We start from the raw sequence: 24,091 nt of genomic DNA, 5'->3' as shown, positions 1-24,091 counted from the left end.
GACGCTGAGCGGGCCACCGGCTGGTCGAACGAATTCGTAACCGGCGGGTTGTCCCCCGGAACGATCAAGTGGCTCACGATGTCGCTCCCCAAAACGTTGGCACCTGACCCCGGGTTACCGGGGCGTCCGGGTGGGCCACCCGGTGCATTGACCCTAACGCGAGCGCCTCCCGGTGATCCTCCCCTACCGACCGTTGTTCGCTGTTAGCGCACCAGAGGCCCCTGGGCATGACCCATATGGCCTCTGACCAGGCGACACGCGGGTTACCAGCGGGGCAGCGCAAGGGCCGGACGGTCCAATCGGCAGGATCCGAACCGACTTTCACTGTCGTCCCCACGGCATTCACCGAGGACAACACCGGGATTCGTACGCGGAAAGCAGAACCGGCACCCTGCCGGGCTCAATGCCTGCGGGGTGCCGGTTCCAGAAAATCCGATCAGAGGGTGGGCAGCGCAGCCGGGTCGTCCGACTTCTTCGCCGTCTCGGTCGACTCGGTCTCCTCGACCTCGTCCACCTCTTCGGCCTCGACCTCATCGGCCTCGCTGGCCGGGAAGAGAGCCGTCAGGTCGATCGCGTTGCCCGACTCGTCCTTCACCTGGGCGCGCTCGAGCACCTGGGCGAGGGCCTTGCGGCGGCCGACCTCGGCCACCATCGACGGCACCTGGCCGGCCTTGTCGACGGCCTGGATGAACTCGTTCGGCTCCATCCGGTACTGCTGGGCGCTCGCGAGGAGGTACTCGATCAGCTCCTGCTGACCGACCTGAACCTCTTCCTTCTCCGCGATCGCGTCGAGCAGCAGCTGTGCCTTGAACGCCTTGCGGGCCTCGACCTCGACCTCTTCGCCGTGCGGGTCGTCCTCGGCCTTGCCCTCCTGCTCGAGGTGCTGCTTGACCTCAGCCTTGATCACGCCGTCGGGGACGGGGATCTCGACGCCGTCGAGGAGCTTCTCCAGGAGGCGCTCGCGGGCCTGGATGCCCTGCTGGTACTTGGCCTCCTGCTCGGCCTGCTCGGAGAGGCTGGCGCGCAGCTCTTCCAGCGTGTCGAACTCGCTGGCCATCTGCGCGAACTCGTCGTCCGCCTCGGGCAGCTCGCGCTCCTTCACCGACTGCACGGTGACGGTGACGTGGGCCTCTTCACCAGCGCGCTCGCCACCGGCCAGCGGGGAGTTGAACGTGGTGGTCTCGCCGGCCGACAGGCCCGGGAGCACCTCGTCCATGCCGACGAGCATCTCGCCCGAGCCGACGCGGTAGGAGACGCCCTTGACGCTGTCGATCTCCTCGTCGTCGATCTTGGCGGCGATGTCGATGCTGAGGAAGTCGCCGTCGGCGGCCGGACGCTCGACCGTCACCAGCGAGCCGAAGCGCTCGCGCAGCGTCTCGAGGCGCTCGGCGACCTGCTCGTCGCCGACCTTCACGTCGTCGACGGTGACCTCGACGGCGTCGAGGGCGGGCAGCTCGAACTCGGGCCGGACGTCGACCTCGGCGGTGAACTTCAGGTCGCCGCCCTCGGCCGGGTCGGGCACGGCGGTGACGTCGACCTCGGGCTGGCCGAGCGGGCGGATCTCGGACTCCTCGACGGCCTGCGAGTAGAAACCGGGGAGCGCGTTGTTCACCGCGTCTTCGATCACGGCGCCCCGGCCGAACCGCTGGTCGATGATCCGCGGCGGAACTTTGCCCTTACGGAATCCGGGGACGGTGACCTGGGACGCGATGTTCTTGTAGGCCGCGTCCATGCTCGGCTTGAGTTCGTCGAAGGGCACCTCGACGGTCAGCTTGACCCGGGTCGGGTTGAGGGTCTCGACGGCGCTCTTCACGAGGGGACTTCTCCTGGCCTTTGGACAATTGAGGACAATGGCCGCAATGTCGGTCCCGGTCCGGCAGCCGCGTTACGCGCGCCAGAGAGCAGATCGGCATCATGGCCTTCGGCACATCCTAGCCGCGCCATGAAGACACGCATGACATGCCCGGCCCACCCGCGTCACGTTTCCCCCGATCAGGGCTGTCACCAGCCCTGATCGTCCACACCTGACCACATTTGTCGGGGTACCCGGATTCGAACCGGGGGCCTTCCGCTCCCAAAGCGGACGCGCTACCAAGCTGCGCCACACCCCGCCATCCCGCTCGGACGAGCCGTGTAAGTGTCCGGCCAACCGGGTGACAGGCAGTAGGCTACGACACGTAGGCCGAAGGGTTGGCACGGTTTCCGGTTTTCCCGGTATCGTACGGACCGCTCAGCCACTCGCGGGTGTAGCTCAATGGTAGAGCCCCAGCCTTCCAAGCTGGTCATGCCGGTTCGATCCCGGTCACCCGCTCCAGACGTAAAGGGCCAGGTCAGAGGCGGGAATCCTCCGATCCTGGCCCTTCGTCGTGAGATGACAAACGGGGGCTGCGTGCCACACGGGCCGCCCGCGGGCCACAACCTTGAAACCCACGCGCCTTGTCTCCGCCCAGAAGCCCGCCGCCCGACGTCGGTGCTTCATCCTGGTCAGATGGAGGAGCGAGCGAGCTACCTGCGGCGATGCCCGATTGCGGTTCCGCAGCATCTGGCCGAGCTCGCCGACCCCTCTCACGGCCAGATCGAACTCCCCCTGGCCCTGGCCTGGACCGGTTGCCGCGCCTACGACCTGGACTTCCCCGCCGACCTTGCGGTGCTCTATGAACGCATCATCGTTGAAGCGACCGGCCCGTCCGGCCTGGAAGCCTTCCTCAACGAAACGCTGCTCACCCGCGTCTGGCACCGGCTCTATCTGCCCTCCCAGAACCGCAACCGCTGGGAATCCTTGTTCCCTGAGCTGGCCAACGCCGCGTAATTCGGCATGCCAGGAGGCCGCCATGAGCACCTGCCTCACACAGCCCAGTCCAGCGGAAGGGACGGCTGGAGAATGCCCGAGGTTCTCGAAGCTCCCGCGGCAGAAATCTGGATAGGCAGCCGGCAAGGCCTTTACAGTCCGGGCCGTCGAACTCTCCGCTGCCCCGGTTTGCCGGAAGCAGTTATCAAACATGATTGGCGCATACTACTCAGTTGACTTCGGGTGACCCGTACCCGCGTGATAAAGCCATAGTGTGCGACGCTCGTCGTCAATCAGATACCAAAGCCTTGCGCCAGAAGTGACTTCGTACTGCCAGACCTCCATCTGGACGCCCTTGTAGACGTGGGTCGCCTTGGCCCCCCGCAGTTGGTGCTGCCTCTCGGTATGACGTCTCGGATTCCCAGTAATCTGAACCCACGCTTCGTCCAAGGCACTCAATGCCTCTCGGGCCAAGGCGTCCCAGCCCTTACCAACACGAAGATTCGTCGTCCGCAGAACCCACGGGTTCGGTCGAGGAACCTCTTCCCCTCGCTTCATGCGCCAGGGCGGCCAATCACGGAATCGACATCGTTCGAATCCTCTTCCGACTCAGCATCACGCAGCGCTTGGGCGTTGTCCGGATCGGCCCAGGCAATAGCGCTGGACTGCCATGCCGCCATGGACAGGAAGAAGGGACGCAGTTCCCCGGTATCGGCGCCGGCCCGAAGGTCGCCGAGCAGCTCCTCAAGACACTTGACCTTCTCCTCGACCGGTAACCAGGCCACCCAGGGAAGAGATTCGGTCAGAGCATCGGCAGCCAGGTCAGGGCGCACAGCGGCCAACGCAGCCAGGGCCCGAGTCGCGACCTGCAAGCCCCTCACTTCACGTTCGTGCCGCTCACGAGTGGACAGATACAGATCGGCTGCGTCTCGCCGACCCAGAATCACGTCCCCTTCGGCCACAAGTTTCGTGACCTCAGTAGTTCGACGAGAAAAGTCACTCAGCGGCACGGTGGTAACCATGAGATCCATCATCCACTGAACTACCACTGAAGTCCAGGCCAGTCCACGGATGGCCCGTTGCCCGTCCAAGCATCCGGCAGGCGGGCCCCAATCTGGCGTCGTGCCACATACGTGCCACACGGGCAGGCCGCCCAGGGGCACTCCAGGCCACTCCAGGCACCCGAATCAGCCATAAAGCCCCAGGTAACATGGCAAAATCGAGGACTTCCAAGCTGGTCATGCCGGTTCGATCCCGGTCACCCGCTCAGAGCACGGAGGGCCAGGTCAGAAGCGGTTTTCTTCCGACCTGGCCCTTCGTCGTGGAGATGACATGTGGGGCTACGTGCCAGATCCGTGCCCACCGCCGACAGGCGCAGGATCCGTGCACGAACGTTCCAGTGCTCCATACTGGGCTCGTGGAGGATCGACTGAGCCACCAACAGCGGCGTCCCGTAGCCGTGCCCCGGAGTCTCACCGAACTCAACGGGCCGGAACACGGCTAGGTCGAACTCCCCGTGACCCTGGCCTGGACAGGCAGGCGCACATACGACCTAGACTCCCCTGCCGACCTGGCGGTCCTGTACGAGCGGATCATTGTCGAGGCCACCGGCATCGACGACCTCGTTGCGTTGCTGAACGAGGTACTACTCACCCAGACCTGGCCTCGGCTCTACCTGCCTCCGGGAACCCGTGGTCGCTGGGAATCCCGATTCCCAGAACTCTCAGCAGCCGCATAGCCTGCCCTCGATGGACGACTTCCACGAGCGTTTGGCCCGCACTGCGCTGTCCCGCATCGGACGATTCGGTTTCGCGCTGGCCGGCGGTTATGCCATCCAGGCGCACGGCTTCCTGGAACGCATGTGCGAGGACGTCGATCTCTTCACCACCGCAGCCGCCGAAGAGCAGTTCGACACGACAGTGGCCGAAGCGATCGACGCCTTCGCCGAAGCGGGACTCGATGTCGAGACCGCAGTCCATCAAGCCGGTTTCGCTCGGTTGGTCGTGACCGACCTTTGCGGGCCGGGCGCATCAGGGTGAGTCCGGCGTCGGCCCGGTCGGCCTCGAAGTCGCGGCCGTAGTAGTTCTTGTCGGCGATCAGGGTTGGCCCGGCGCGGTCCGCTACCAGGCTGGGTTCGGCACCCAGGACATCCAGAAGGGTCTGGCGTTCATCAGCTTTCGCGCCGTTGAGGGTGAGAAGCAGCGCGTCGGGGAGAACCTGACGCACGAGGGTGCCCTTGCCTACCTGACGAGCGCTTGCACAACCGTGTCCGGGGTATCCACCAGCGCCTCCCGGGCCAGGCGTTCCAGGTGTCCACACACCAGGATGTGATCTGTCGTATTCACACACTTACTCTAGTCCTGACCAGCAAAGATGCGATTCTTCCCGTTGATCTGCCGCATCCTTCTCGTTGATTTGCAGCTCGTCGAATCCTGCGGCACGAAGTAGCCGGTCACCGATCAGGACGGATACGACCAACGGGCTGGACACTCGTTCGCGTGCCGGGTGCGTACCAGATCAGCAGGCCACTCGGGCGGCCAGGCCACTTAAGGCATCCGGGGCGGACATGCTTCCCTTGGCCAAGGCCCCGATCCGAGGGCTTCCAAGCTGGCCACGCCGGTTCGACGCCGGTCACCCGCTCCAGACACGAGGGCCAGGTCGTAGGCATGGTGGGCCACGTAGCAGAAAGATGGTGGGGCCTGATCAGCTGCAAGCCGAAATGACGTCTACCGAGATCCTGGTCGACGACCACGGCGAACGGGTACCGTTACGCCGGATCTGGGGACAAGACTGATCGACTACTTACAGACGATTTGGTCGCGGCTTGACAGCCACCACGTCCACCAGCTCTTCGCAGCCCTTGAAGTCATCCGGATTGACCGTGTACAAGGGCAATTCAACACTGGCCGCCGTCGCCGCAATCATCAAGTCCGAGGCCCGCCTGCGTGGCCCAGATCCAGTCGCACGGACGGCTGCGCAGATCTGACCATAGAGCCGAGCGGCCGCCTGATCATATGGAAGCGGATCGAAAGTCGCCTCCACATAATGCAATACAGCCACCCGCCCGGCCCGTTTCGCCGGATCATCGGTAGCATTCGGACCGAAAAACAACTCTCCCAAAGTTACCGCCGTAATCAGGATTAGGTCAGGCAGTTCCGCAGCATCGTAGAGCTTCAGCGCAGCAATGATGTTGGTGTCGACGACCGCAGCCTCGTGCACAGTCACAGGCCCGTCCCCTCATACGGATCCTCCAGGTCTTGACCGACGACGCGGTCCAGATCGGCCCGCAGTTCATCAGCATCCACCGCAGGGGCGGTAGCAAAGACAGCGAAGACCTCTTTCTTGGGAACTGCCCGGCGACGCCGGATCGGAACCATTCTGGCCAGCGGCTCACCATTGAGGGTCAGCGTGTAGGCATGGCCTTGCCGAAGGTCGCGCGTGATCATGCCCGAGTCCGCCACGAACTGACGGACGCTGACGTCCGCCGGTTGTTCCCTTGGAAAGGCCATACCCAAATCTTGCCTCGCCTTACCGCAGCGTGGTGCGGCGAACTCGTCCCGGATGCACCGCCGACCGTGAGGCCTGCGGCCGGCACCAGGAATCCGGCCATCAGGACCCGACCGTCCCATTCGACCGTGCGAACGCATCACACTCGGTATCAACGGCATACGCCCTGCCCAGGCCCGAGATAGCCGTCCTGGAGCTACCTCAGAGCGAACTGGTTGTTCACCAAGATCGGTCGGCCGGTAAGCCAACCGCTTTACTGGGACCTACAAGTTCATATCCCCGACTGACCAGGGAGGCCCCGCTGACCGCCCAGCTCCCGCCGAGCATCCGCCCAGCCGTCCGGGTCCTGTGGGACTACCACGACCTCCACCACGTCCTGGAACCCTCCGACGTCGGCGTCGGACTCGGGAGCCACGATCTGGGTGTGGCCACCTGCGCCGCTCAGCTCTATTTGGCCGGCACCGTCCCGCTCATCGTGTTCACCGGCGCCAACGCACCGACGACAGTCGAGCGGTTCCCCCGGGGTGAGGCGGTCCACTATCGGGAGCACGCCCTCAGCCTCGGCGTCCCGGACGAGGTGATCCTGGTCGAGCCGGCAGCACGGAACACCGGCGACAACATCACGCTCACCCGAGAATTGCTGCGAGGCCGCGGGATCGAGCCGAAGTCCCTGACCCTGGTCTCGCGTCCCTACCAGCAGCGTCGGGCCTACGCGACGTGCCGCAGACTCTGGCCCGAGGTCGCGACCGTGCAGTGCGCTTCCCTACCTCTTGCCCTGGACGACTACGTGGCCGGCATCGGGGACGCCGACCGGGTGGTGAACATGCTCGTCGGCGACACCCAGCGGATCGAGGTCTATGCCGAGAAGGGCTTCGCCATCGAGCAACCCATGCCTGACGAGGTACGTGACGCCTTCCGCCAGCTGGTCGAGGCCGGGTACACCTCGCGTCTGATCTGACACGTCACCAAACGCAACCCCGCCCCCGCTGCCGCAGTGACCTTGGAGAAGTGATGGCAAGCGCTCGAACGGGTGCTTCAGAGCCCTCGGCCGCGGCCGAGGGAGGGGGATGACCTTCGCTCCTGCGGAATCACCCCAACTCCTACCTCATCCACGCAGGGCACCACGAAAGCGCGTCGTCGCAGCAGCCATGCTGGCAGGGCTCGGATGCATGGGCGCGCTCTTCTACGGCGGCGACGCCCGCGCCTGGTTCAGGAACGTGACCACTGGTGACGACGTGGGCGGTCCCTACTATCCATCAGCGAGGTTCATGGCTGAGCACGTCGGCTGCCTCGATGTCTTCCACCCCGCCCAGATGCCCGGTGGCAGTATGAGTTCCGGCGAATGCACCCTTGCGAACGGAACCTTCATAGAATTCCGCACCTTCAGAACGGGCGAAGAAGCGTCCGCCTGGCTCAACGGAGCTCAAGGCCAGTCCGGGCTGCTCGATCAGTCTGGCGCCGGGGGCGTGGGCGGGAACTGGGCTATCCGTGTCAGCGGAACCACCGACCGCGAAGCCATGGACAGAATTTTTCAGTCGTTACCAAGCTGACCGTGCGGCGTGAGCCGGGAGGACACGACCGTCCGTAGCACCTCGCACTTTCTGGGTCCCGGCTCTGTCGACCGGCGGAGACTGTTGCTTCATCGCCAAGACGCCGGATCAGTCCTCGTCGTCGCGGTAGACATCGAGCCACAGGTCACCCGGCAGGGCGGTCAGGCGCAGGAGAACATCACGGGGTCAGCTCCGTAGCATTCTCACCGTCCCGGACATCGAGCATGCCCAGCCAATGAGCCGCGTACCCCTCGCGCTCGAGATCCCACAGCATCGCGGTGACCGGCTCGAGCTGGTGCAGTAACCGTTCCAGCATCTCCGGCAGCCGCACATCGTCCTCTGCTTCGACAGCGCTGCTGAGAATCCACGCGGAATGCGTTCGTGTGCGCTCGGGATTCCGCGATGAGATGACCGTCCCCGCCTCCAGAAGCCGGGTTGCCGGGATTCCGAGCCGCTCGGTCACCGCCGCAGCAGTGCCGCCGTGTTCATTGGTCAGCCGGAACGACACGATGCTTCTCACGACGACGAATTCTTCTCGCCTGCCGCAATTCGCGCAGCCGTGACACGAGCCCATCGAGCAACAAGCCAGTGAATTGCCCCTTGCCGCGCCTGATCTATACCGATAGTTATGAACCGTGACCGGTCGGGCCCATGAGATCGAAGAAGCCCTCACATCCCTCACCTCTGCCGTGAAAGGACACCTCACCCGCACCGAACGTGCCGTGGTCACAACGGAGAACAGGGCCCTCAATGCTCTTGAACACGGCTGGGTCGGGCTGAATCAGGGTTACGAGTCCGCCGCCGAGCACCTCACCGAGACCGCCGGTGAACTTCAGGGCGTCCGGGACCAGATCAACAGCTGCATCAAAATTCTCCACCCGATACGCGACGACACCGGTCTGCGCGCCGCTACAGAACGCCTCCACACCGCAGCCGGCGAACTCGAGGCAGGCCTCGACGGCATCCTCACCCGCCTCCACGAAGCTCGTACTCTCCTCGAAGCCACCGGCGAAGAACACCTCATCGGCATCCTTCAGGACCTGATCGAACAGGTTCAGGAATCAGCCGAGGCCCTCGCCACCGTTGAGAAAGACCTCGCCGCCGAGGTCGAAGAAGCGTCTTGTTCAGGAACCGAAGAGAGCCCACTCGGCACCTGGATCTCTCCCGCCCAGCGCAGCGGCCCCCAGGTCAACCGCGATATCGACGACGGCGAGTCCCTTCGCGGTGCGACGAAAGCCCAGGTCGCCGACGCCGCTCAGAGAGCCGGCTGGCACTTCAGGGGCCGATCACGCGACGGCAACGGTGACGTCTGGTTTCATCCCACCCGGAAGGGCGAGCAGATCATCATCAATGACGGTTACCCCGGCGCGAACGACCCGACTCACGCCGGACCGTACGTCAAGATTTCACGTAACGGCACCAAACAGCGCTATCCCCTGAGCGGAGAACCGTCATGACTAGCGAGCCTGGTCCCACCTTCACGAAGATTGAACGCGAAACCCTCTGGAACGCAGTGGAAGGAACCCATCTGATCGAGATCCGAAACGATGTTCCGGATCCCGGATATCCCCTGGAGACCTACCGCTCGGAAGTAGGCCGGGCCGTGAAAAGGCTGGCCGACGCCGGGCTGATCACTCTCTTCCTCGGTGCCTGGGGTGAGGAGGCGACCAGGACCATCGGCATCAGTGAAGCCATGGCCAGGATCAGCGACGGAACTGCCTGGGACCCGGACCAAGCAGAGCTCATCAGCATCGAGGCAACCGAAGAAGGGCGCTTCGTGGCGATGTCGCTGTAGAGCGGGCACCTCACCCGAACCGCCGCACCGTCGGCCACCCCGCAGCCGTAGCATCCCATCCGGGCTTGCCGTAGGTCACGAAACGGATCCAGGCACCGTGCATCTCGGCCTCCAGCCGGGCCGGGCCACCCTCCGGGCCGAGCAGGCCCCGATCGCCGCGCAGGTCCGCGGCACCGGCCCTGCCGAACACGAACGGCAGGTCCACCCCGTGCGCCGCGCCGAGGGTTCCGCCGATCGCCGCGGACGGCCAGGTGAACTCGTACTCGAACGTGGGATTCCGGGCCTCTACGGACGCGGCGCTCAGGGCCCGGGTGCCTTCCCGGAACACCGCCTCGGTGAGGATCGCCGATCTCAGCTCGTCCCAGTTCGTGTGCGGGGGGTCAGCCGGTCCGGAGCCTCCGGGCGAGGCGGCCGCGGCGACGGCGAGTGCTTCTGCCTCACCGCCGGGGACGGGTGCTGTGTAGAGATTGCCCTCGTGGGTGGTCGCTCCCAGGAGAAGTGCTGCCGGTATTCCCCTCCCGGCGCCGATGGTGACGGCGGGCTGCTCGTCCAGCACCGGCGCGAACGGGGTGATGCCGGCCAGGGGATGGCGGACGCCGGGCAGTCGCAGGTCGAGGCCGGTCAGGCAGGACAGGGAGTCGATCAGGGTGGCGTCGTCGATCGTGGCAAAATCACTTGCGGTGGGCCCAATCCCAAGGTGGTAAGCAACACGCTCGGTGACCAGCGAGGCTTGCGCGGGCAGGAGGGCGCCCAGGCCGCTGCCGCTGGCCACGATCGCCTGGCCGAACGTTCCGGCGAAGCGCTGGTCGGCGAGGGCCGCGGCCACGATCATCGCGCCGGCCGACTGACCGGCGAGCGTCACCCGACCCGGATCACCGCCGAAGGAACCGATCTCGCGCTGCACCCAGCGCAGGGCGGCCAGAACATCGAGGAGCCCGCGGTTGGCCGGTGCATCGGGAAGATGGAGCCATCCCGGTACCCCGAGCCGGTAGTTGACGGTCACGCACACGATCCCGGCGCGGGCGAAGGCCGCGCCGTCGTAGAGCGAGGCTGCGGTGGAGCCGGCGACGAATGCTCCACCGTGCACGAACACGAGCACCGGGAGGGGCTCGTGGGAGGGGACCGACGGCGTCCATACATTGACCGTCAGTGGAAGATCGCCCGCTACCCAGCCGGGACCGAAGAACGGGGTCAGGTCGAGGGGGTCGAAGGCACCACCCCGGTCGGGCTGGGGCGAGGTCGGGCCGAAGGCTCTCGCGTCGCGCTCGCCGCTCCAGGCCGGGAAGGGGATCGGTGCAGCGAACCGGTCGGCGCCGGAACTGTTCGTGGCGTAGGGAATTCCCCGGAACGCGAGAACGCCGTCGGCGGCGGTGCCCCGGACGCGGCCGAGCGTGGTCTGTACTGAGCTCATGACGAGATCCTGTCCTGATGGGTGGTGTCCGGCACCGAGCAGATCAGTGCCGGACACCACCGACCGCCTCAGTGCCGGGCGAGATGGGCGACGAGCAGGTTGGGGTCTTTCTGGGTGGTGTAGGCGGCGCTGGGCACGTAGACCGTCGTGCCGCGGACCGCGACCGACGTCGGGTTGGAGAGGCCGTCGTCCTTCGTGAGTACGGTCTTCTTCGTGCCCTTGCCGCTGACCAGGACGACCTCGTTGCTCGGGTTGATCGTGGCCAGGAACTGGTTGCCCCGGCCGGTGAAGGCGAAGTCGTCGATGCCGGTCAGACCGGTGGCGACCGTCGTGAACGTGCCCGCGCCCGCACCGGTGAGCGGACTGCTCAGGACGGTGCCCTGGTCGAGGTTGGTGACGTAGAGACGCTGACCGCGGATCTTGGCGCCGTTCACGCCCAGGAGCCCGGTGGCGGCCAGTTCCTCACCCTGGCCGAACACCTTCACCTCGCCCGCCGGAGTGACGCTGTACACCGCTCCCCCGACCGAGTCGGTGACGTAGAGCACGCCGGTGGCGCGGTTCATCGTCAGGCCGTTGGGCAGACCACTGGCCGGCAGATCGGCCATCTTGTGCGGGGCCTGGCCCTCGGTGAACTTCCAGATGCCGTTCTCGGCCTTGGTTCCCGTGGCGTAGGCGACGTAGAACGTGTCACCGTCGCGGACCAGCCCGGTGGCCAGCGGGAAACCGAGAACCGGGGTCTTGGCCTCGGTGTCCTTGGGTGCCGGGAGGGTGGCGAGGACGTGGGTGACGCCCTGGCTGTCGATCCGGGCGACCTGGCGGCTGCCGGCGAACGTGACGTCGACACTGCCGTTCCGGTCCAGGACGACGTTCTCCGGCATCTGACCGCCGCTCAGGTCGAAGTGCACCTGGACGGAAGCTTTCGAGATGGGTGCCGATGCCGCCTGGGCGCCGATGGCACCCGATCCGAGAACGGCTGCGGCGAGGACGGTACCGGCGATGGTGCGGGTAATGCTACGCATGATGATTTCCTCGGGAAGTGATGACGAAAGGGGTGGTTTCAGGCGCTGGTGAGCGGGGCCCAGTGGTCGAGGGAGAAACCGTCGGCTTCGGCCCTCACGGTGAAAGCGCCCTGGCCGGTGAAATGGGCCGGGAACATGAGAGTTCCGTTGGCCGCGGCCTCGGTGAACACCCTTCGGCGGGTCTGCACGGCCAGGTCCGGGTCTTGGCAGAAGCAGCTGTTCACGGCCGGTTCGCCGACCTGGAGCGGGGTGTGCAGGATGTCGCCGATGAAGAGAACCTCCTCGTCCCCGGAGGTCAGGCGCAGGATCGAGGAGCCGGGCGTGTGGCCGGGAGCTGCTTCCAGCACGAGGTTCTCGTCGATCCGCTCGGTGCCGCTCCACTGCTTCACCTGACCGGCGGCCAGGATCGGGGCGATGCTGTCCTCCCACATGTTCTGCGCGGCCGGGCCGAGCACGCTGGGGTGCCCGTTGGCCGGGTTCCAGAACTCCAGGTCCTCGGTGGTCATGTAGTAGGTGGCGTGCGGGAAGGTGGAGGTCCAGGCGCGGTCACGCAGCACGGTGTTCCAGCCGGTGTGGTCGGGGTGGATGTGGGTGTTCACCACCACGTCGACGTCTTCGGGTCGTACCCCGGCGAAGGCCAGCCGGTTCAGGAAATCGCTGTCGAGGTGCGACCACAGGGGCACGTAGGGGCGCTCCTTGTCGTTGCCGACGCCGGTGTCGACGAGGACGACCTTTCCGGCACTGCGGATGACCCAGGTCTGCATCGCGACCCGGTGAGTGTGCTCGTGCACCGATTCACCGCCCGGGATGAGGAACTCCGGCGCGTTCCAGATGCCCGGGTTCTCCCACATGTGCGGCTGCGAGTTCGGGAAGAACTGCGAGGGCGTCATGTACAGGTCACCGGCGCTCTCGATCACGCGGGTCACGGTGACGTCACCGAAAACTAGCTGGTGGACGTCGGTCACGGCGGGGCTGTTCACGAAAGTCTCCTGGGGGCCGGGTCAGCGGAAGTTCCGCGATGACGACTGATGACGACTGATGACGACTGTGCAGCCCCCGGGCGGTCGGCAGCCAGACCGGCGTGTGGGTACCCCTGGCCGGGATAGGCAACCCGGCCCGGCGGGAGCGATGCTGGTGCCATGAGTCATGACTCCCCGGGATCGCTCGGCGAAGCGTTGCGGGCCTGGCGCTCCCGCGTCAGCCCGGAGGACATCGGGCTGCCCACCTACGGGGAGCGCCGCCGGGTGGCCGGGCTGCGCCGTGAGGAACTGGCCCTGCTCGCCGGGGTCAGCGCGTCGTACTACACCCGCCTGGAGCAGGGGCAGTCACGGAACGCGTCCCCGGAGGTGCTCGACGCGATCGCCGGGGCATTGCGCCTCACCGACGCCGAACGTCAGCATCTGAGCGCTCTGGCTGCGGGTACCCGGCGCCGCACGGCACCGAAGCGCCCCCCGGCCGAGCACGTCGACCCGGCCCTGGCCGACCTGCTGGCTGTGCTCGGCGACGTGCCCGCGATCGTGCTCGGACGGCGCAGCGACGTGCTGGCGTGGAACGCGATGGGCCACGCCCTGCTGGCCGGGGACGTGCCGCTGACCGCCCCGCAGACACCCGGCTCCCGCCCGAACATGGTCGAGCTGATCTTCACCGACCCGCACCACCGGGAGCTCTACACCTGCTGGCCGGTCAAGGCCCGAGCCGTGGTGGGGAACCTGCGCGTGGTGGCGGGGCAGCATCCGGACGATCCGGTGCTCGCCTCTCTGGTCGGCAACCTGTCGATGTCCAGCCCGGACTTCGCCCGGCTGTGGGCCGATCACCGCGTGCAGCCGTGCGCCACGGCCGACTACGAGCTGCAGCATCCGCTGGTCGGCACGCTGACGGTCACCCAGCAGTCGCTGCGGTCCCTGCAGTCGCCCAGCCAGGTCCTCGTCACGTGCACCGCCCCGGCCGGTTCACCGTCGGCCGCGGCCCTGACCCTCCTCGCCCAGCTGGTGCACGCAGGCGGTCACCAGACGCCGGCCACCCGTCCGGCCCCGGCGCGTCCCTGACGGCGTCACCGGCCCGGCAGCATCGACAGGGCCTGCGAGCGCTGGGCGACCAGGTCGGCGTAGGTACCGTCGCGCTCGGCCCAGCGGTGCCTGAGCACACCCTTCACCAGTACCTCGTGCGGTGTGGGCTCGACGGCGAGCAGTTCCATCACCTCGTCCGCGAAATTGGCTACCCGCAGGGCCTCGGAGTACGCGTGCACCGCGGCCTTGGACGCGGCATAGGTCGGCATCGGGGGGGGAAGGGCAGGAACCCGATCCCCGAGCTGACCGTGACGAATGTGCCCGCGCCGCGGCCAATCAGGTGCGGGGTGAAGGCATCGAGGACGCGGATGGTGCCGTACAGGTTGGTCTCGATGGTGGTCGTGGCCGTCTCGAAGTGGGCCGGATCGCGAAGATCCTCGATCAGCAGCACGCCCGACATCGTCACGACCACGTCGAGGTCAGGATGCCCGGTGAGCAGGGCGTCGCGGGCGCTCAGAACCGGCGCCGGATCGGTCACGTCGATGTCGACCGTGCCGAACGCTTCCGAGGCCAGCTCGGCAAGCCTCTGCGCGCGCCGGCCCCCGATGACGACACTGCTGCCGGCCGCCCGGAACCGCCGGGCCAGCTCCAGACCGATGCCTGAGGTGCCGCCGACCATGAGAACGGTGCGAGATGTGATGTCCATGCCCCGATCCTCGGGCCGCACCGCTCTGCGTGGGACGGCCCTGTGGAGACAGGGAGTGGCAGGACCCCCGTCAGCGACCGCTCAGAACGTCCAGTTCCCCGGAGCGACCCGCCTCCAGAAGGGCCGCCCAGGCCGAAGATGCGCAGAGCAGTATCCCCAGGTTCGGCCTTTTCGAATCCCGGAGTACCACGGAACCATCGGGCAACGATGCCATCTGGACACAACCGTTCAGTCCGGAGAACGACGATTTACGCCAGACCAGACCCGCAAGATCAAGGTTTTCCATGATCACTCCACCCTCCGCACCGGGGCTCCCCCATCCCGTACAGAGCCCCGACTCCCAAGCGCAAGGGTAAGCGACGTTCGATCGCCTGCCTATTGCCGGCGGAGGAGAGTGCCATTCGCATGTCTCCTCCGCCGAGGAGTTCACGTGAGGAAACTACTCGTTGCGCGGCAGGAGGAAATCAAACTCACCCCGGGACAGCCCCGCCAGAAACGAACGCCATTCGAATTCATTATACGAAAGGTGGCCACCAGTCGGGTTCTTAGAATCTCTGATCAAAATAGATCCATCGGGCGCAAGCGCAGCTTCAACACAACCGTTGATTCCGGAGAACGAGGACTTCGTCCATTCCAGATCGGCATCGACCGAAACACTCTTATTCATGCCCTGACCATCCATGGTGACCCCCGATATGACAGCCACAACCTCATGTCGTGGCCAGGTGTACTCACATCGGCGCGCTGGCCCGAGGCACCGCACCCGCAGCCAACATACTTCACCCTGGTGGAGCAGCATCAATCCCTGACAAAGCCCGGATCGGGACAAGCCCTTTGTCCCCATCTGAGTCCGCCGCCGTCAGGCCTGATAGGCAGCCAGCCTCGCGGTTAGCAACTGGATCGACTCCGAAGCGTCAAGCGCCTCCGCCCGGAGGTGCGCAAGAACTCGTTTATGCAGGTCAACTTCACTTTTATTGAGATTGAAATCCTGTCCTCGCAACGTATCTGTGTAGACAACGTCCGTGACCCCGTCCTGTGGGAGCGTCAAGGCGGTGAAGGGGCCCACCGGACCGGCCACCGCACCTTTATCCATGGGGAGAACATAGACTGAGACCCATGACTCCTGAGCGGCACTGATGAGCCATTGAATCTGCTCCCGCATCACCGCAACGCTTCCGACAATTCGCATCAGGACAGCCTCATCCAGAATGACGCTGTAGTCCACGGAACCGGCCCGGGCCGTCAGATGACTACGGCGGAGTTCACGGACATCGATTCGCTCATTGTTCTGCCGATCCGTTGGAATGGATTTCCAATAGAGGCGCACTACGTCACGAAAGTAGTGCCAGGCATATGAACGCGTCTGCAGCAGAGCCGGCATGGTGGTGTTCTCGAACTGCTCGATCCGGGTTGCAGCTTCTTCATATCCGATGAATGTGCCGTATTTTTCATCGATCACCTCGTACTCCTCCCACCACCCTGACGCCCGTGCGCCCGCGACCAGAGCCGCCAGCTCCGCAATCCGGTCGTCATTCTGCAGACCGTAGTACCGGCACAGCTCCCGGACGTCGCGGGCCCGGGGGATGCGCCCACCCGTCTCGATGCGGCTGATCGTTGCCGTTGACACCTCGAGGACGTCGGCGGCGTCTTCCAGCGTCTTGCCGGCCTCCAGCCGTAACTGCCGCAGGGTGCTGGCCAGCTCCACCTTGCTGACCAATGGGTTGTTGGGCACGCTCAAAGGTCTCGCCCCCTGAACCGAACGTATGCGTCAATCACTCTTCGTGTGCGCAACTTGCGTTTGGTAGGCCTTCAGTCTGCAATGCGCCGATTTGAACCTTGCTCTCCGCAAGACTACAACGCACTATGTGAATTAGCGGGGTATCGGTAGATCTAGGCCATCAGTGTCCACTGCACGATGGACTCCAGCACCCCGCCTCCGAGGGAGGTGGTGCGCGGCCCGACCGGCCGAGATCAACTGCCCGGCGCCGGTTCATGACTGACCGACGTCTGAGGGCTCTCGAACAAAGCGCTGGGCCCGAAGGTGCTGCAACACCTGGGCCCAGCTGAACTCCACTGGGGAGCACGCAATGACTAACTGTACTCCAGTCCTCTCAACTGAACAGAGGCTGATATCGACGAAGGGGACTGATCTTTACCGGTTCAGTTCCCGGGCCGACTCGTTGAGACCGATCCGGAGGGGTGCCCGATGAGCAACCTCTTCCTGGTCTGTCTGCTGCTCGGCGGGGTCGCGTGTGTGATGTGGCGCGAATTCCTCTATCTCCTGATGGTTCTCGGTGTCGCCATGTTCTGCATGGCGTTCATCTTCATCGCCCTGGGCGTGCAGTCCGTCGTCCAGGCGTCCTGAGGGAGGGCCTTCATGGGTGGGCGACCGCCCATGAAGGTACTCACCCGCTCGGGGGCCGCTGCGCCTGGATCTTGTGTTCGGCGTCCTCGAATCCCAGGGCCCGGTACATCCCGATCGCGTGGTAGCCGGGATCGGCGACGATCACCAGCTTTTCGGCGCCCATGGAGGACAGGCCCCACTCGCCCAGGCGATGCACCAGGGTGGAGGCCAGGCCGCGGCGGCGGTAGGCCGGGTGGGTCTCGACGTTCTGGAAGCGGGCCACGCCGCTGCCGTCGGTGAACAGCCCTGCACCACAGCGCATCTCACCGTCGACGAAGGCGCCGAACCAGACTCCGTGGCCGGCCTGCGTCATCTGCCGGTACTCCGCCGCCTTGCGGTGGACGAACTCGGCGTGGTCGTCGGCCGACGACTCCTCGAGCGACAACCGCAGCAGCGCCATGCTGTGCCAGTCGTCGGAGCTCTCGAGTGGGCGGATCAGCAGATCGGCGGGCGCCGGTGGGGTCAGTTCCGTGGCGGTCAGCACGGCGTCGACCATCACCTCCAGGCCGAGCGCGGCGGCACCCTCCGGGTCCGGGACGGCGCCGTCCACCCCGTCGAGGCCGAGGGCGATGTGGTCGGCGCCCGGGAACTCTCGCTCGAACTCGGCCACCCAGCCGGGCCACTCCCCCACCCCGGGCTGCTCCCGCAGCAGCAGGAAGTTCCCCCACCAGTAGCCGGGGTTCTCCGGTGTCCGCACGACCAGGTGAGACCCGCGGTCGGAGACCAGCGACCCACCCAGCCGGCGCAACACCAGGTCGGTACGGAATCCCAGGGATGCAACGTCGTCCACCCGGAGAAGCCTAGTGACCCCCACCCCTGGGTGATCAGGCCCGGTGTCCCCGAAGCCGGAGAACTACGAGAGTGCGAGTTCCCGATCTTCGGGGACACTTTGCATGATCACGAAAGGTTGAGGGCCGGTGGGTCAGAACATCCCGAGGTATTCGCGCTGCTCCCAGTCGGAGACGTGCATCAGGTAGCGATCGAACTCGCTGCGCTTGATCGCGCTGTACCAGCTGATCACGTCGGCCCCGAAGGCGTCGGCGAAGACCTGGTCCTGTTCCAGCGCGTCCACCGCCTCGCCGAGGGAACGGGGTAGGCGGGGGGCCTCGTTCTCGTACGGATTGCCGGTCGGGGCGCGCAGTTCCAGATTCCGCTCCAGCCCGTCCATCCCGCTCACCAGCTGCGAGGCGATGTACAGGTACGGGTTGGCGGAGGGCTCGCCGGAGCGGTTCTCCAGCCGGGTCGCCGGATCGCCCGGCCCACCGACCGCACGCACCATGGCGCCCTTGTTGTCGATGCCCCAGGCCACCCGGTCCGGCGCCAGCGAATAGGCCTGGTAGCGCTTGTACCCGTTGACCGTCGGGGTGCTGAACGCGGCCGCCGCCCGGGCGTGGGTGAGGATGCCCTCCAGATAGTGCGTCGCCACCGGCGACAGCGTCCCGGTGCCGTTCGGCGGGACGAACACCGGTTCGCCGGAGACTGCCGAGGTCAGCGACTGGTGCAGATGCCAGCCGGTGGAGGCGGTTTCCGCCCCCTGCGGCCGGGACATGAAGGTGGCCTCGTAGCCGAGCCGGCGCGAGATCTGCCGAACGGCGCTGCGGCACAGCACCACCGCGTCGGCGGTGAGCGCGGCGTCGGCGGCGTCCATCGTCAGTTCCAGCTGGCTCGGCCCGAACTCCAGCTCCAGGGAGCGCAGCGGCAGGTCGAGCGCGGTCAGCCCGCGGTAGAGCGCCTGCACCAGGTCGTCCAGGCCGTCCAGGGCCTCCTCGTGCAGCAGCTGGGCGCCCGGGGTGGTCGGGTGCATCGTGCGCGGACGCCCCGGAGCGCCCGGCCGGCCGATGTTCTCGGCAGCGAACGGGGCCTCGTCGGCCCGGAAGACGTGGAACTCCAGCTCGGCGCCCACCGTCATCCGGTAACCCGCGTGCTCCAGCTTCTTCAGGGAGCGGCGCAGCAGGTCACGGGTGCTGAACGCGACCTCCGAGCCGTCCGGGAAGCGCAGGTCGCAGAGGATCCAGCCGGTCCGCTTCGCCCAGGGCAACACGCGGAACGTGGTCGGATCGGGCACCAGGACGATGTCACCGGCACCCGAGAAACGCTCCAGTCCCAGCCCGGCCCCCTCGGTGAAGACCGGGAACACCGACTTGCCCGAGGTGTCTTTCAGCAACAGGGAACTGGGCGCGGTGACGCCCGAGCGCATGGCCGAGGCCACGTTCGAGCGGGTGATCGTCTTGCCGCGCAGCAGGCCGTGCTGGTCGACGAACGCGAACCGGACCATCTCCAGGCCGATCTCGTCCATCACCCGGCGCATCTGGGCCGAGGCCGCATACTGCGCGTCGGTCCACAGGTCGTGACGGTCGATGAACCCGCCGCGGTCCTTCGCCAGCATCGGCCGGGCGTTCCGGCCTCCACCGGCCTCGGCCACGTCGCGCTGGTCCTGGTTGCGTAGCGATGGATCAAAGGACGACAGCACTGCTGGGGGCACCTCCCGGCCCCCCTGGGGCTGGGGGACCTCAAGCATCTGCGTTCTCCTGCGAAACAGCCGGCGCTGTGGTGGCGGCCCACGGGGACGCCTGACGGCGCTCGTCCTCGGCGAACAGCCAGTCGGACTGCCAGTTCTCGTTGGTGGCGAGGGTGTCGACGGCCAGAGGGCCGGTGAAGGTGGCGGCCTCGGTCTCGTCCAGCGGGTGCGCGGGCAGCTTGCCACCGGCGGCGAACGCCTCGATCGCCTTGAGCAGCAGGCGGCGGTTCGCGGTGACGGCACGGTCGGAGACGCCCAGCCGTTCGAGGGTGCGGTCCTGGATCGGGCCCATGCTCTCCACCGCCCACTGGTCGTGGACGTTGATGTCCAGGCCCATCCCGGTGTAGGTCACGTTCTTCTGCTCGACCGGGTCAAAACCCCAGTTGTTGGAACGGTTTCGCAGTGGCCGGTAGTCGGGCAGCGAGACCTCCTTCAGGCGTTGCTGGAGCAGGGTGTCCTTGTCGGTGACCTCGGCGTAGTCGTACCAGATCATGAACCAGTAGTGGTTCTCGTCATCGATCGGCACGTGCCACTGGGCGAACACCTTGGTCTTGCCGAAGGGCACCACGAACGCGTTGGGGAACATCAAATTGGTGACGCGCACATGCTTCAGTTCCTCGGTCAGCTGGCGCACCGCGAACACCCGCAGGCCGTGCTCGGCACTCTCCACCTCGATGTCGGGACGGAAGTTGTCACCGACGAGCTTGGACAGCTTCTGGCCGGTGCCCTCGACCTCCTCGCTGAACTGCTGACCGTAGGTCTCGCGGGGGTCTTCCTCGATGAAACGGTGCAGGAAGGAGACGTGGCTGGGATCGATGCCACCCTCGACGCCCTGCAGCCAGTTGCACTCCCACAGGCCCTTGAAGGCGAAGGTGTACTCGTCCGGCGCCTTGAAGCAGTCGTAGTCGGGGAACGGGGGCGGGTCCCCGGCGCCGAGGTAGGCGAAGATGATGCCGTTCTTCTCCACGCACGGGTAGCTGGCGATGCGGATCTTGTCGGCGAACCGGCTGTGCTCGGGTTCGGCCGGCTGATCGACGCACTGGCCCTGGGAGTCGTAGAGCCAGCCGTGGTAGAGGCAGCGCAGGCCACCGTCCTCCAGCCGCCCGTAGGACAGGTCGACACCCCGGTGCGCGCAGAACCGGCTGATCAGGCCCCACGTGCCGCCGGGCTTACGGAAGAGCACCAGGTCCTCGCTGAACATCCGCACGGCCTTGACCGGTTTGTCCTGCGACATCTCCGAGACCAGGGCCGCCGGCTGCCAGTACGCCCGCATCAGCCCACCGAGCGGGGTACCCGGCCCGGTCTGGGTCAGCTTCTCGTTGTCCTCGCGCTTGAGCACTGACGCTCCTCCGGATAGCGGCTCAGAATGGATCCCAACTTAGCATTGATGGATCCCATCTGACTGGATTCATAGCCAGAACTGTTGGAACGGGGTCCATCTGTGGGTGTTCTGCTAGCGTTTTGACTTCACAGGCGCCGCAGGAGGCGCGCAACGTCGCGCCGGACCGCGCGTGAGGGGAGAACCGCGATCATGGTGGACGCCGCCGATCTGACCGGCACGGAAAAATCCGGCAACGCCCTGGTGGACGATGTCGCCGCCCGGATCCGCGAACGCATCATGTCGGGCGAGATCCCGATCGGCGCCCAGCTACGACAGGCCGAGCTGGCCAGCGACTTCGGCGTGAGCCGCACCCCGATCCGCGAGGCCCTGCGCCAGTTGCAGAGTGGCGGCCTGATCGAGGTACTGCCCAATCGCGGCGCCGTGGTCCGGGTTCCGGCCCCGTGGGAGGTGCGCGAGGCCTACGAGGTGCGCGCCGAGCTGGAGTCCCTGGCTGCCACCCGCGCAGTCAGCCGCATCACCGAGGCCGAGCTGGACGAGCTGCGTCGGGCGAATCAGTCGATGTACGAACACTCCTCGGCCCTGTCCCGCGGCGAGAACCCGGCCTCGACCGATCGCCCGGCGAACGACGTGTTCCACACGCTGATCCTGACCATCGCCGCGAACGCCCGCCTGGCCAAGGCGGTGAACGACATCAACGAGACCTTCCCGCGCAACGTCTCGTCGGCGCTGATCGTGAACGACGCCCGGCAGCGCGAGGAGAACCACCGCGAGCACGAGCGCATCATCGCCGCCCTGGTCGCGGGCGATGTGGAGACCGCCGGGCGGGAGATGCGCGATCACGTGCTGAAAGCCGGCGAGCACCTGGCCCACTGGTACGAGCGGCGGTCGTCCACGATCTTCCGCGGCTGACCCTTACCGCAATGGATCCAATCTGTTAGCTTCGGGATGCATCGTTCCCGCGTCCCCCGGAGCAGCTGATGACCAGTACCAACGTTCCCCTCGACGTCACCGATCTGGCCGAGAAGCCGCTCGGGCCGCCCAGTGCCGAGCCGCTGAGCGGTGAGATCCTGGTCCGCAGCCGGGTCGACTTCGCCACCGACGACCGCAAGGTGGTCTCCGGGATCTGGGAGAGCGACCCGGGCACATCCCGCTGGGAGTTCCTCACCCGTGGCGAGATCATCCACGTGATCGCCGGGCACATGACCGTGCACGAGGACGGCGGCGAGCCGGCCGAGATCACCGCGGGCACCACGGCCTACTTCCCGATCGGCTGGGTCGGCACCTGGACCGTGCACGAGCCCGTACGCAAGGTTTTCGTGGTCTACAAGCCGTGAGTCTTCTTCTGGTGCACGGCGCCTGTCACGACGGGGCCAGCTGGAGCCCGCTCGTGCAGGCGCTGGCCTCGCTGGGGCTGAAGGCGCACACCGTGGACCTGCCCAGTGCCGCCGGGCCGGGAACTCCCCCGGCCGGGGTGGCCGACGACGTGCGGACGATCCGCGAGGCGCTGGCCACCCACCGTCCGCGCGTGGTGCTCTGCCATTCCTACGGCGGCGTGCCCACGACGGCGGCGGTACGGGCCTCGGACGGTGTCGAACTCATCATCTATCTGGCCGCTTTCATGCCGGACACGGGTGAGTCGCTGAACACCGTGGAGGCCGGGGACGAGGAGGACGACGCCTGGGTGGTCTCCGGCGACGAGCTGTACATCGAGGCCGTCGACCCCCTGCATACTTTCTACTCCACCTCTCCGGCCGGCCCCGCCCGGGAAATGGCGGCGACGCTGCGCCCCCATTCCCTGCGGGCCTTCCTGGAAGAGGTGGAACACGCCGCCTGGCGCGAGATTCCGGCCGTCTACGTGGTGACGCGCGACGACGAGGCGATCCCTCCGGCCCGTCAGCGCGCGATGGCGGCCCGGGCCGGTGCGGTGTACGAGATCGACGGCGATCATTCGCCGTTCCTCGGACGCCCGGCCGAGGTCGCCGAATTGGTCACCACCCTTTGTTCGTGATCATGCAAAGTGCCCCCAGCGTTCTAGAACTCTCGAGCCAGGAGTTCTAGAACGCTGGGGACACTTTGCATGATCACGGGAGGTTTTTTGGGGGCCCGTCAGAGGTCGAGTACCAGCAGGCCGGACGCTCTCGACACGCAGACCATCATGCAGTCGCCCGCCTCTTTCTCGGTCTTGGTCAGGACGTAGTCGCGGTGCTCGATGTCTCCCGACACCACGCGGGTCTCGCAGGTTCCGCAGATGCCTTCCTCGCAGTCGCGCAGGATGTCGGCGCCCGCCTCGTCGGTGAGCACGTCGAGCAGGGACCGGTCCGCGTCGACGGTGAGCTCCTTCCCGGAGGCGGCCAGTCGCACGGTGAACGCACCGCTTTCGGTCTCCTCGACGGCGGCCGGGGCGCTGAAGTACTCGACACGCAGATCATCGCCACGCCCCTGCGCCTCGAGAACCTCGCGGACACCGTCCATCAGGCGCGCGGGACCGCAGGTGTAGACGAGCGTCCCGGCCTCGAGTGAGCCCAGAAGATCCGTGAGCGCAGGACGATCGGGGGCGTCAGCGGGCAGGAGGCGCACCTGGTCGCCGTACCCGGCGAGACGGTCGCGGAAGGGCATGGCCGACAGCGTGCGCCCAAAGTACAGCAGCTCCCAGTCGGTCGCCTTCTCCAGCATCGGCAGCAGCGGGGTGATGCCGATGCCGCCGGCCACGAACACGTGGCGCTGGGCCGGTTCCAGGGCGAAGTGGTTGCGCGGACCGCGAACCTGCACGGTCCAGCCCGGGCGCAGCGTGTCGTGGATCCAGGCCGAGCCGCCCTTCCCCGGCATCTCCCGGCGCACGGCCACCGTCAGCGAGCCGGAATCCCCGCCACAGATGGAGAACTGGCGGGTGGTGCCGTCGCCGACCATCACGTCGAGGTGCGCGCCGGGCTCCCAGACCGCAGCAGCCTCCAGGGGTTCGAGCTCGACGAGCATGACCTCGTCCGCCGCCATGCGCATGCCCCGCACGAGATACGGGGAGAACGTCTCGTTCACGTCGAATCCTTC

General features: G+C 66.4%; 26 protein-coding genes, 2 tRNA genes and 2 pseudogenes. 12 read left to right on the top strand and 18 right to left on the bottom strand.

Going from position 1 to position 24,091, the window contains the following annotated elements:
* Positions 1 to 436: 436 nt before the first annotated feature.
* Both tig and QSK05_RS23565 read right to left on the bottom strand, forming a co-directional pair.
* The gene (tig, locus tag QSK05_RS23570; protein WP_285599475.1) at positions 437 to 1,813 is read right to left on the bottom strand and encodes a trigger factor; all 1,377 of its coding nucleotides are present in this window, start codon (positions 1,811 to 1,813) and stop codon (positions 437 to 439) included.
* Positions 1,814 to 2,037: 224 nt separating this feature from the next.
* Positions 2,038 to 2,111, bottom strand: a tRNA-Pro gene (locus QSK05_RS23565).
* Between the two features lie 129 nt (positions 2,112 to 2,240).
* Between QSK05_RS23565 and QSK05_RS23560 the strand changes: the two genes are divergently transcribed.
* Positions 2,241 to 2,314 (top strand) — tRNA-Gly (locus tag QSK05_RS23560).
* A 174-nt stretch (positions 2,315 to 2,488) separates the two neighbouring features.
* Complete coding sequence (locus QSK05_RS23555; RefSeq protein WP_285599474.1) at positions 2,489 to 2,809, top strand: hypothetical protein; 321 nt, start codon at positions 2,489 to 2,491, stop codon at positions 2,807 to 2,809.
* Between the two features lie 533 nt (positions 2,810 to 3,342).
* Here QSK05_RS23555 and QSK05_RS23550 read toward each other — a convergent pair.
* Positions 3,343 to 3,810 (bottom strand): hypothetical protein, encoded by a 468-nt coding sequence (locus tag QSK05_RS23550; RefSeq protein ID WP_285599473.1) that lies wholly within the window; start codon positions 3,808 to 3,810, stop codon positions 3,343 to 3,345.
* A 726-nt stretch (positions 3,811 to 4,536) separates the two neighbouring features.
* On the opposite strand from QSK05_RS23550, the gene QSK05_RS23545 reads away from it, so the two are divergent.
* On the top strand, positions 4,537 to 4,827 hold the full coding sequence (locus tag QSK05_RS23545; protein ID WP_285599472.1) for a nucleotidyl transferase AbiEii/AbiGii toxin family protein: 291 nt from the start codon (positions 4,537 to 4,539) through the stop codon (positions 4,825 to 4,827).
* Here QSK05_RS23545 and QSK05_RS36675 read toward each other — a convergent pair.
* The 3 genes and pseudogenes from QSK05_RS36675 to QSK05_RS23535 all read right to left on the bottom strand — a co-directional run.
* A pseudogene (locus QSK05_RS36675) lies at positions 4,793 to 4,978 on the bottom strand (IS982 family transposase); the annotation flags it as partial. The gene QSK05_RS23545 and the pseudogene QSK05_RS36675 sit on opposite strands and share 35 nt — an antisense overlap.
* 612 nt (positions 4,979 to 5,590) lie before the next feature.
* Positions 5,591 to 6,013 carry a type II toxin-antitoxin system VapC family toxin gene (locus QSK05_RS23540; protein ID WP_285599471.1) on the bottom strand — a complete coding sequence of 141 codons (423 nt, stop codon included), beginning with the start codon at positions 6,011 to 6,013 and terminating at the stop codon, positions 5,591 to 5,593.
* Entirely contained in the window at positions 6,010 to 6,234 is a 225-nt protein-coding gene (locus QSK05_RS23535; protein WP_285599470.1) for a hypothetical protein, read from the bottom strand. The genes QSK05_RS23540 and QSK05_RS23535 overlap by 4 nt, the downstream gene beginning before the upstream one ends.
* A 344-nt stretch (positions 6,235 to 6,578) precedes the next feature.
* Here QSK05_RS23535 and QSK05_RS23530 point away from each other — a divergent pair, with 344 nt between their 5' ends.
* Both QSK05_RS23530 and QSK05_RS23525 read left to right on the top strand, forming a co-directional pair.
* Complete coding sequence (locus QSK05_RS23530; protein WP_352302421.1) at positions 6,579 to 7,253, top strand: YdcF family protein; 675 nt, start codon at positions 6,579 to 6,581, stop codon at positions 7,251 to 7,253.
* Between the two features lie 211 nt (positions 7,254 to 7,464).
* Positions 7,465 to 7,845, top strand: coding sequence for a hypothetical protein (locus QSK05_RS23525; RefSeq protein ID WP_285599468.1), 381 nt, complete (start codon positions 7,465 to 7,467; stop codon positions 7,843 to 7,845).
* A gap of 178 nt (positions 7,846 to 8,023) precedes the next feature.
* Here QSK05_RS23525 and QSK05_RS23520 read toward each other — a convergent pair whose 3' ends face one another.
* Entirely contained in the window at positions 8,024 to 8,365 is a 342-nt protein-coding gene (locus QSK05_RS23520) for a DUF4279 domain-containing protein (protein WP_285599467.1), read from the bottom strand.
* A gap of 115 nt (positions 8,366 to 8,480) precedes the next feature.
* Between QSK05_RS23520 and QSK05_RS23515 the strand changes: the two genes are divergently transcribed.
* On the top strand, positions 8,481 to 9,302 hold the full coding sequence (locus tag QSK05_RS23515) for a hypothetical protein (RefSeq protein WP_285599466.1): 822 nt from the start codon (positions 8,481 to 8,483) through the stop codon (positions 9,300 to 9,302).
* Positions 9,299 to 9,640, top strand: a complete 342-nt coding sequence (locus tag QSK05_RS23510; RefSeq protein WP_285599465.1) for a hypothetical protein — start codon at positions 9,299 to 9,301, stop codon at positions 9,638 to 9,640. Before QSK05_RS23515 ends, QSK05_RS23510 begins: the two co-directional genes overlap by 4 nt.
* A 10-nt stretch (positions 9,641 to 9,650) precedes the next feature.
* On the opposite strand, the gene QSK05_RS23505 is transcribed toward QSK05_RS23510, so the two are convergent.
* The 3 genes from QSK05_RS23505 to QSK05_RS23495 form a co-directional block, all read right to left on the bottom strand.
* Positions 9,651 to 11,051, bottom strand: a complete 1,401-nt coding sequence (locus tag QSK05_RS23505; RefSeq protein WP_285599464.1) for a carboxylesterase/lipase family protein — start codon at positions 11,049 to 11,051, stop codon at positions 9,651 to 9,653.
* Positions 11,052 to 11,119: 68 nt separating this feature from the next.
* On the bottom strand, positions 11,120 to 12,070 hold the full coding sequence (locus QSK05_RS23500; protein ID WP_285599463.1) for a hypothetical protein: 951 nt from the start codon (positions 12,068 to 12,070) through the stop codon (positions 11,120 to 11,122).
* Between the two features lie 38 nt (positions 12,071 to 12,108).
* Positions 12,109 to 13,050 (bottom strand): MBL fold metallo-hydrolase, encoded by a 942-nt coding sequence (locus QSK05_RS23495; protein WP_285599462.1) that lies wholly within the window; start codon positions 13,048 to 13,050, stop codon positions 12,109 to 12,111.
* Positions 13,051 to 13,209: 159 nt separating this feature from the next.
* Between QSK05_RS23495 and QSK05_RS23490 the strand changes: the two genes are divergently transcribed.
* The gene (locus QSK05_RS23490; protein ID WP_285599461.1) at positions 13,210 to 14,115 is read left to right on the top strand and encodes a helix-turn-helix domain-containing protein; all 906 of its coding nucleotides are present in this window, start codon (positions 13,210 to 13,212) and stop codon (positions 14,113 to 14,115) included.
* 5 nt (positions 14,116 to 14,120) lie between these two features.
* Here the strand turns inward: QSK05_RS23490 and QSK05_RS23480 are convergent.
* The 4 genes and pseudogenes from QSK05_RS23480 to QSK05_RS23470 all read right to left on the bottom strand — a co-directional run bounded on the left by QSK05_RS23480 (position 14,121) and on the right by QSK05_RS23470 (position 16,514).
* Positions 14,121 to 14,782 (bottom strand): annotated as a pseudogene (locus QSK05_RS23480) (SDR family NAD(P)-dependent oxidoreductase).
* Positions 14,783 to 14,852: 70 nt separating this feature from the next.
* Positions 14,853 to 15,068 carry a DUF397 domain-containing protein gene (locus QSK05_RS36445; RefSeq protein ID WP_352302338.1) on the bottom strand — a complete coding sequence of 72 codons (216 nt, stop codon included), beginning with the start codon at positions 15,066 to 15,068 and terminating at the stop codon, positions 14,853 to 14,855.
* A 153-nt stretch (positions 15,069 to 15,221) separates the two neighbouring features.
* Positions 15,222 to 15,449 (bottom strand): DUF397 domain-containing protein, encoded by a 228-nt coding sequence (locus QSK05_RS23475; RefSeq protein WP_285599458.1) that lies wholly within the window; start codon positions 15,447 to 15,449, stop codon positions 15,222 to 15,224.
* A gap of 192 nt (positions 15,450 to 15,641) precedes the next feature.
* Positions 15,642 to 16,514, bottom strand: coding sequence for a helix-turn-helix domain-containing protein (locus tag QSK05_RS23470; RefSeq protein ID WP_285599457.1), 873 nt, complete (start codon positions 16,512 to 16,514; stop codon positions 15,642 to 15,644).
* Positions 16,515 to 16,988: 474 nt separating this feature from the next.
* Here QSK05_RS23470 and QSK05_RS23465 point away from each other — a divergent pair, with 474 nt between their 5' ends.
* Positions 16,989 to 17,147, top strand: a complete 159-nt coding sequence (locus QSK05_RS23465) for a hypothetical protein (RefSeq protein WP_285599456.1) — start codon at positions 16,989 to 16,991, stop codon at positions 17,145 to 17,147.
* A 40-nt stretch (positions 17,148 to 17,187) separates the two neighbouring features.
* Here the strand turns inward: QSK05_RS23465 and QSK05_RS23460 are convergent, their stop codons facing one another.
* The 3 genes from QSK05_RS23460 to QSK05_RS23450 all read right to left on the bottom strand — a co-directional run bounded on the left by QSK05_RS23460 (position 17,188) and on the right by QSK05_RS23450 (position 21,043).
* Positions 17,188 to 17,976, bottom strand: coding sequence for a GNAT family N-acetyltransferase (locus QSK05_RS23460; protein WP_285599455.1), 789 nt, complete (start codon positions 17,974 to 17,976; stop codon positions 17,188 to 17,190).
* Positions 17,977 to 18,108: 132 nt separating this feature from the next.
* The gene (locus QSK05_RS23455; RefSeq protein ID WP_285599454.1) at positions 18,109 to 19,704 is read right to left on the bottom strand and encodes a glutamine synthetase family protein; all 1,596 of its coding nucleotides are present in this window, start codon (positions 19,702 to 19,704) and stop codon (positions 18,109 to 18,111) included.
* Positions 19,697 to 21,043, bottom strand: coding sequence for an aromatic ring-hydroxylating dioxygenase subunit alpha (locus tag QSK05_RS23450; protein WP_285599453.1), 1,347 nt, complete (start codon positions 21,041 to 21,043; stop codon positions 19,697 to 19,699). Before QSK05_RS23450 ends, QSK05_RS23455 begins: the two co-directional genes overlap by 8 nt.
* A gap of 192 nt (positions 21,044 to 21,235) precedes the next feature.
* On the opposite strand from QSK05_RS23450, the gene QSK05_RS23445 reads away from it, so the two are divergent.
* The 3 genes from QSK05_RS23445 to QSK05_RS23435 all read left to right on the top strand — a co-directional run bounded on the left by QSK05_RS23445 (position 21,236) and on the right by QSK05_RS23435 (position 23,054).
* Entirely contained in the window at positions 21,236 to 21,955 is a 720-nt protein-coding gene (locus tag QSK05_RS23445) for a GntR family transcriptional regulator (protein WP_285599452.1), read from the top strand.
* Between the two features lie 68 nt (positions 21,956 to 22,023).
* Positions 22,024 to 22,380, top strand: a complete 357-nt coding sequence (locus QSK05_RS23440; protein ID WP_285599451.1) for a cupin domain-containing protein — start codon at positions 22,024 to 22,026, stop codon at positions 22,378 to 22,380.
* Positions 22,377 to 23,054, top strand: coding sequence for an alpha/beta fold hydrolase (locus tag QSK05_RS23435; RefSeq protein ID WP_285599450.1), 678 nt, complete (start codon positions 22,377 to 22,379; stop codon positions 23,052 to 23,054). Before QSK05_RS23440 ends, QSK05_RS23435 begins: the two co-directional genes overlap by 4 nt.
* Before the next feature lie 98 nt (positions 23,055 to 23,152).
* Here QSK05_RS23435 and QSK05_RS23430 read toward each other — a convergent pair whose 3' ends face one another.
* On the bottom strand, positions 23,153 to 24,079 hold the full coding sequence (locus QSK05_RS23430) for a PDR/VanB family oxidoreductase (RefSeq protein WP_285599449.1): 927 nt from the start codon (positions 24,077 to 24,079) through the stop codon (positions 23,153 to 23,155).
* Positions 24,080 to 24,091 lie beyond the last annotated feature (12 nt).

Source organism: Kineosporia sp. NBRC 101731 (genome assembly GCF_030269305.1).
Lineage (GTDB): Bacteria > Actinomycetota > Actinomycetes > Actinomycetales > Kineosporiaceae > Kineosporia.
Note: the sequence above shows the minus strand (reverse complement) of the source record. Positions and strands in the feature narration are given on the sequence as shown.

Coding starts and splice junctions, on each gene's coding strand:
- QSK05_RS23555 (WP_285599474.1), top strand. CDS start 2,489: ATGGAGGAGCGAGCGAGCTACCTGCGGCGATGCCCGATTGCGGTTCCG.
- QSK05_RS23550 (WP_285599473.1), bottom strand. CDS start 3,810: ATGGTTACCACCGTGCCGCTGAGTGACTTTTCTCGTCGAACTACTGAG.
- QSK05_RS23545 (WP_285599472.1), top strand. CDS start 4,537: ATGGACGACTTCCACGAGCGTTTGGCCCGCACTGCGCTGTCCCGCATC.
- QSK05_RS23535 (WP_285599470.1), bottom strand. CDS start 6,234: ATGATCACGCGCGACCTTCGGCAAGGCCATGCCTACACGCTGACCCTC.
- QSK05_RS23525 (WP_285599468.1), top strand. CDS start 7,465: ATGGGCGCGCTCTTCTACGGCGGCGACGCCCGCGCCTGGTTCAGGAAC.
- QSK05_RS23510 (WP_285599465.1), top strand. CDS start 9,299: ATGACTAGCGAGCCTGGTCCCACCTTCACGAAGATTGAACGCGAAACC.
- QSK05_RS23505 (WP_285599464.1), bottom strand. CDS start 11,051: ATGAGCTCAGTACAGACCACGCTCGGCCGCGTCCGGGGCACCGCCGCC.
- QSK05_RS23500 (WP_285599463.1), bottom strand. CDS start 12,070: ATGCGTAGCATTACCCGCACCATCGCCGGTACCGTCCTCGCCGCAGCC.
- QSK05_RS23490 (WP_285599461.1), top strand. CDS start 13,210: ATGAGTCATGACTCCCCGGGATCGCTCGGCGAAGCGTTGCGGGCCTGG.
- QSK05_RS36445 (WP_352302338.1), bottom strand. CDS start 15,068: ATGGAAAACCTTGATCTTGCGGGTCTGGTCTGGCGTAAATCGTCGTTC.
- QSK05_RS23475 (WP_285599458.1), bottom strand. CDS start 15,449: ATGAATAAGAGTGTTTCGGTCGATGCCGATCTGGAATGGACGAAGTCC.
- QSK05_RS23465 (WP_285599456.1), top strand. CDS start 16,989: ATGAGCAACCTCTTCCTGGTCTGTCTGCTGCTCGGCGGGGTCGCGTGT.
- QSK05_RS23455 (WP_285599454.1), bottom strand. CDS start 19,704: ATGCTTGAGGTCCCCCAGCCCCAGGGGGGCCGGGAGGTGCCCCCAGCA.
- QSK05_RS23445 (WP_285599452.1), top strand. CDS start 21,236: ATGGTGGACGCCGCCGATCTGACCGGCACGGAAAAATCCGGCAACGCC.
- QSK05_RS23440 (WP_285599451.1), top strand. CDS start 22,024: ATGACCAGTACCAACGTTCCCCTCGACGTCACCGATCTGGCCGAGAAG.